The sequence below is a fragment of the uncultured Idiomarina sp. genome (assembly GCF_964010655.1).
GTDB lineage: Bacteria > Pseudomonadota > Gammaproteobacteria > Enterobacterales > Alteromonadaceae > Idiomarina > Idiomarina baltica.
Genome location: NZ_CAXGLS010000069.1, coordinates 1 through 5,988, shown reverse-complemented (window position 1 = coordinate 5,988; position 5,988 = coordinate 1). Strand labels below are relative to the sequence as shown.

The following is a 5,988-nucleotide window of genomic DNA, read 5'->3' as shown; positions in this document are numbered from 1 at the left end:
ATCTCAACCTATCATTTTGATGGTATCCGTGCGCCGCATTGGGTGTTGATCTGCGCCGCGGACGATGACTTTATTTATATCAATGACCCGGACTACGACACCTTACCCTGGGAGTCACCGACCGAACGTCAGTATTTGCCGATTCCAATAGCGACTTTTAACAAGGCGTTTGGATTCGGCGGCCGTAAACAAAAGGCCGCCGTGATTGTGGGGCGCGTCGATTAGTCGACGCTACTAATTTGCCAAACCGACACACTGCCACTGACTTCGTTACCGACCACCAACAGCGGTTTGCCTGTCGCGCTGTCGGCGGCAGGTACAAAGACCATACCCTCAGGCGCGAGATCACCGATACCGTCATCCACTGATAAGCCTTCCGTTAAGTCACGGTTGATAACATAATCAACGAACTGGGCGTTGTAAGGGTTAGTTACATCATAAACCATGATGCCGCCCATACGCTCCAAGCCGATAAACGCATAGGTACGAGAACCGATTTGACCTAAGGTTAACGCTTCTGGTTCAGGCCCTTTGTTTGAAGAACGCGAGTCACCTTCGTTCTCGTCGTCGTTATTGTTAAATGCGTTGCCATGCACTGAAGCCGTGATCCGTTCAAAATCGTCACCGCTGTCAAATACCGGCAAACCATTTTGATCCCAAATAGTAAACGAGCGTGAGCCATAGGCATATAGCGTTTCATATTCGCCATCGTTGTCGGTATCCCCAAGGGCTTTAGTCACTGTAAGGCGACCCAAAGGAAAGGCTGTAAAGTTTACGTCTTTAGGGTCATCACCGGCTAACGTTTCGAGTTCGCTGCCGGCTGCATAATCTAAATCACGCGCCTGAGCTTCATCAGTGTAGGCTAGACAGCCATCGTCACTGTCATAGTCTTCTCCGCCTGCTGCAATACAGGCCGCTTCGTCTTCGACCTCAAAAAAGTACTCGCGTGCATCGCCCTCGTTAGCGGTGACTAAAAACGTGGCATTGTTCCATTGATAATGAGCGATCGAGTCCGGCATATAGATGCCTTTTAAGTTATCGTATTGCCCAAAACTCACGGTGCCATCTTCCATGGTGTCAATCTGATACGAGCTCCAATCCTTAAAGCCCAAGCCGACAATCTCAATTGAATTATCGGATAAATCAACCACCGCGAGACCGTTGTTTTCTTGTAAGGTCACATAGGCACGGTCATTGGTCGCAGTAATATATTCGGGTTCTAAATCTTGCGCGACCGTGGTTTCGATAAGGTTACCATTGATGGTGCGACCCGACGGGTTAGGGAAGTGCATACCCAGCGCTGCGAGATCCGCCTGCTGGCCATTAAAACCCTGAAAATTTAACTGCGCGACGGTGGCATTCTCGATTCCTGAGCCTGCAAGTGTGATCACAGTGATTGAACCCTCTGGGTCGACTGAGTAGTCGCCATTAGGCTCACCTTCATTAGCAACGAGGACGCGGGTACCATCCGGAGTAAAAGTGACCATATCGGGTAAAAAGCCCGCCTCGATTGAGCCGCTGTACGTAGCCGTACCTTGTGCTAGCTCATAGAACAAGATTTCGCCACGTACGCCATGATCCGCCTCCATCGCGACCGCCAACCAATCGCCATGGACGGCGATACTATTGGCACCCTGCAACGTTTTACCATTAACGTCGGTTTCTAGCATTAATGCGGTGCTGGTGAGATTATCTAGTGTAAGTGGGGTGTCGCTTGCCGTCGTCGGAAGCTCTGCGGCATCCATGATTTCAACCGTCGGCGTGGCGGCGGCGCTGTTAATCGCAAGAAACTGCTGGCGCGCGCTATCATATTGCACGATCTCAGCCGCACCTGCGGGATCATCCGGATTTAATACAGTACGTGCAACTAAACTCAGTGAGATTCCGTTAGCTGCGTTTTGACCATCCTCGCCTGCAGGTCCTTGAGGACCTTGAGCGCCTGTCGCACCGGTATCGCCGTCGTCACCCTCGAGCGCACATCCCGAAAGCGCGATGACTAAACAGCTGGCAAGTAATGTATATTTTGTTTTAATTGTCTTCATACAATGTTCCTAGCAATGGTTAAAAAGCTTTCTTACGCTAAGCGTGTTATGTGACCTCTTAACTGCACCCGTGCGACGCTTTGATGACAGTTTGGCGAACAGTTAAGACAAGGTTAAATTGAAGTTCAAACTGATCGGTTTTACTTTATAGATGCGTAGCCCTTAACTAGATAAGAAACAAACACTGGTATAAGGAAGGTCTAATGAGCTCTGCATTTGATGATTTTGAACTGAAAGGACACAAACTCGAAAATCGTTTTGTTGTCGCACCTATGACCCGCACCAGTGCGGATAAAAAAGGTAAGCCCACCGAGCTGATGGGTGATTATTATGAGCGCTTTGCCAAAGGCGGCTGGGGCGTGGTCATCACCGAAGGTATCTACACCGACCAGCAAGCCAGTCAGGGCTATGAAAACCAACCTGGACTGACCGATGCACCTCAAACCGACGCATGGAAAGAGGTTGTAGAGCGTGTACACAAACATGACTGTTTGTTCATCGCTCAATTGATGCACGCGGGTGCGCAAATGCAGCACAATGAATACACCGATGAACCTATCGCGCCGAGCGCAGTGAAGCCGAAAGGCGAACCGCTCGATCTGTATGGCGAGAGCGATGGTTGGAAAGAGCCAAAAGCGATGGGTGAAACCGAATTTGATGCTGCTATGCAAGGTATCATCGGCGCCGTTAACCGTGCTAAAGAAGCCGGTTTCGATGGTATCGAGTTGCATGCGGCTAATGGCTACCTACTCAACGAATTTTTAAGCGACCACTTTAACCAGCGCGAAGATCAGTGGGGCGGAGGTATGGCAAAACGGCTGAAGTTTGTCGAAATGGTCGTCAAAGCCGCAAAATCAGCCGTTGATGACGACTTCATCGTGGGCATTCGTGTGGGTCAAATTACTGTGACCGATCCCGACTACCAGTGGCCAGAGGGCGAAGACGGTATGATCCGTATCGTGAAAGGCTTGAAAGAAGCCGGCGTCGACTATATACATACCACAGACACCAGCGTTGACCGTAAACCGTTTAAAGACGGCAGTAACAGTACGCTTGCAGAAGTCGTGCAAGACTTCAGCGACATTCCGGTTATCGTCAATGGTGGTATTGATGAGAGCAATTACGAACATATTGCAGCGCATTACGAAAACGGTTTGCTCGCTATTGGTAAAAAAGCACTGGCGAACCCCGACTTACCGCATCGGTTAAAGAAAGGGGAAACCATCGAGGATCTCGACTTTGCCATGTTGCAACCCATTGCAACACTCGAAAACGAATGGAAATGGCGCGACGAGCACGATAAGCACGTCAAGTAAGGAGAAATGATGAAACACGTAGCGGTTATCTTATCAGGTTGCGGTGTCTTTGATGGCGCCGAAGTCAACGAAGCCGTACTGACATTGTTGCACTTAGAGAAGCAGGGTGCTAAATATTCAATATTCGCACCCGATGTGCAACAAATGCATGTTGTCGACCACCTAAAAGGTGAAGCCAGTGGCGAGCAACGCAACGTATTGACCGAGTCTGCTCGCATTGCGCGCGGCGACATTAAGCCACTTTCAGAGCTAAACGCGGCGAACTTTGACGCGTTGATTCTGCCAGGTGGGTTTGGCGTTGCGAAAAACCTATGTAACTTTGCCGAGAAAGGCGCCGACTCAACCGTTAACGCCGAAGTACTTGCGGTGGGTAAAGCCTTTAAAGACGCTAAGAAACCCGCAGGCTACATGTGCATTGCACCGGTATTGCTGCCACACGTTTACGGTAAAGGCGTAAAAGGTACCATTGGCACCGATGCCGATACCGCCAACGCATATAACCAGATGGGTGGCGAACATGTGGACTGCAGCGTGCGTGATATCGTCGTTGATGACGCTCACCGCGTGGTCACCACACCGGCATACATGTTGGCAGAATGCCTGCTCGATGCCGATGAAGGTATCAAAAAGCTGGTTGAAAAAGTATTGTTTATGGCCGCATAACGCGGAACTGTAAAATAAATTTGTTAAGTGCTTAATATTTCGGCGGTTGCGCTGTCTAAGAGATAGCGCAACACGCGCGAATCAGGTACAATGTACTTTGCTTTGGGGCTGATCTGGATTCGACGGGATACACGAAACCCAAGGTGCATGCCGAGGTGAGGCTGGCCTCGTAAAAAGCCTCAACGTTATAGTTGCAAACGACGACAACTACGCTCTAGCGGCTTAATAACCCGCTAAGCCCGTCCCCCAGCGCTTTGTCTACGAGACTGGATCAGGATGGCTCGACCTAAGGTAGACTCGCGTGGATGCTTTGTCCGGAGCTGAAGCGTTAAACTTAATCGGACTCGCCAGTAGTTGAAGCCTGTCAGTCGGCGTCATGCTGGTTAATAAAAAGACTGAATAAGCATGTAGGACCGAGGATGTAGGTATTGCGGACGCGGGTTCAACTCCCGCCAGCTCCACCAATTCCATAAAAAGGGGATGTCTCACGACATCCCCTTTTTTCTTTCTAAGTCACGTAAAATAAGGCTTTCAAAGGTGTTTGCTTTCCCAGCTTATCCCAAGAAAACCAGCTCCAGCCTGAGTTTTTAGTATTCCAATTTGTATTCCAAGCGATTTTGGGTAAACTCTTTGGAATACATCGAAGGGAGATATGCTTATGGCGCGCTCTACTATTGGGCTCACGGATACAGCCGTCAGACAACTCAAACCTAAAGACAAGGACTACGTTAAGTCCGATGGGAAAGGCTTACAGCTGCGAGTGAGAGTGAATGGTTCTAAGCTTTGGAACTTCAATTACATTCACCCGACGACAAAGAAGCGCGTGAATATGGGGCTGGGTAGCTACCCCGATATGAGCCTTAAAAAAGCCCGTGAGCTCACAGAAGCTGCTAGAAGCCAAGTTGCTGAAGGTGTAGACCCTAAGCTTGCCAGAGAGGAAGAAAGAGCGGCACAACGCTACTCAGAGAACGCGACTTTGAGAAAAGTTGCTGAAGAATGGTTCGAGGTTAAAAAAAGTGAGGTGACTGCTGACTACGCTGATGATATTTGGCGGTCGTTAGAACTACATGTATTTAACCGTTTAGGTGAAACGCCGGTTAGCCAGATAAGCGCTCAAACGGTCATTGATGTATTACGACCGGTTGAGAAAACAGGGCGGTTGGAAACCGTTAAGCGTGTAATCCAGCGGTTAAACGAGATAATGAATTACGCTGTCATTAAAAAATTAATTACTGGAAATCCAATCGCTGCCATCAAATCTGCGTTCAAGAAGCCCAAGAAGCAGCATTTACCGACAATTACAGCAAAAGAGCTTCCTGATTTTTTAAGAAAGCTCCACGAAACCAACGTCACGTATATTACTCGCCAGGTTATTAAATGGCAGTTGCTGACAATGACCAGGCCATCTGAAGCGGCTGGCGCTAAATGGAGCGAGATCCAATGGCTTGATGACGGCCAAGCAAATTGGGTGATTCCGGCTGAACGGATGAAAAAGCGTCGTCAGCACACCGTCCCCCTGTGTGAACAAGCATTGAAGGTACTGGACGACATGAAGAGTGTAAGCGAACAGTACGAGCATATATTTATCTCGCTAAGAAAGCCGCAAACACCCATTAACAGCCAAACGGCCAATATGGCGCTAAGACGTATGGGTTACCAGGATAAACTCGTTAGCCATGGTTTGAGGGCTTTAGCCAGCACCATTATGAACGAGGAGGGCAAAGATCCTGACCTGATCGAATCAGCGCTGGCGCATGGTGATCCTAACCAAGTGCGAAGTGCTTATAACCGTGCGGATTACCTTGAGCGTCGCCGTGAATTGATGCAGTGGTGGGGGGGGTATTTGGATGAGGCTTTTAGAAAAGATGCCGGCAGCTTTTAACTTAGAAGGTGTCTGCTGTTTTTTAGCTGCCGGAGGCGGAATCGATAAGATCTAATAACTTATTGTTTTATAGTGGATAAAAAAT

Annotated in this window: 5 protein-coding genes and 1 other RNA gene; 5 read left to right on the top strand and 1 reads right to left on the bottom strand. The window is 49.0% G+C overall.

The window, feature by feature from the left end:
* On the top strand, window positions 1-225 hold a 225-nt coding region (locus ABNS04_RS11870), incomplete at its 5' end, for a peptidase C39 family protein (protein WP_348671553.1).
* Here the strand turns inward: ABNS04_RS11870 and ABNS04_RS11865 are convergent.
* Entirely contained in the window at window positions 222-2,042 is a 1,821-nt protein-coding gene (locus tag ABNS04_RS11865; protein ID WP_272978608.1) for a choice-of-anchor I family protein, read from the bottom strand. The genes ABNS04_RS11870 and ABNS04_RS11865 overlap by 4 nt on opposite strands.
* 203 nt (window positions 2,043-2,245) lie before the next feature.
* Between ABNS04_RS11865 and ABNS04_RS11860 the strand changes: the two genes are divergently transcribed.
* The 4 genes from ABNS04_RS11860 to ABNS04_RS11845 all read left to right on the top strand — a co-directional run bounded on the left by ABNS04_RS11860 (window position 2,246) and on the right by ABNS04_RS11845 (window position 5,903).
* Window positions 2,246-3,358 (top strand): NADH:flavin oxidoreductase, encoded by a 1,113-nt coding sequence (locus ABNS04_RS11860; protein ID WP_272978606.1) that lies wholly within the window; start codon window positions 2,246-2,248, stop codon window positions 3,356-3,358.
* Between the two features lie 9 nt (window positions 3,359-3,367).
* Window positions 3,368-4,021, top strand: a complete 654-nt coding sequence (gene elbB / locus ABNS04_RS11855) for an isoprenoid biosynthesis glyoxalase ElbB (RefSeq protein ID WP_272978616.1) — start codon at window positions 3,368-3,370, stop codon at window positions 4,019-4,021.
* Window positions 4,022-4,125: 104 nt separating this feature from the next.
* Window positions 4,126-4,485: a transfer-messenger RNA gene (gene ssrA, locus ABNS04_RS11850) on the top strand.
* A gap of 194 nt (window positions 4,486-4,679) precedes the next feature.
* Complete coding sequence (locus tag ABNS04_RS11845; RefSeq protein WP_348671551.1) at window positions 4,680-5,903, top strand: integrase domain-containing protein; 1,224 nt, start codon at window positions 4,680-4,682, stop codon at window positions 5,901-5,903.
* Window positions 5,904-5,988 lie beyond the last annotated feature (85 nt).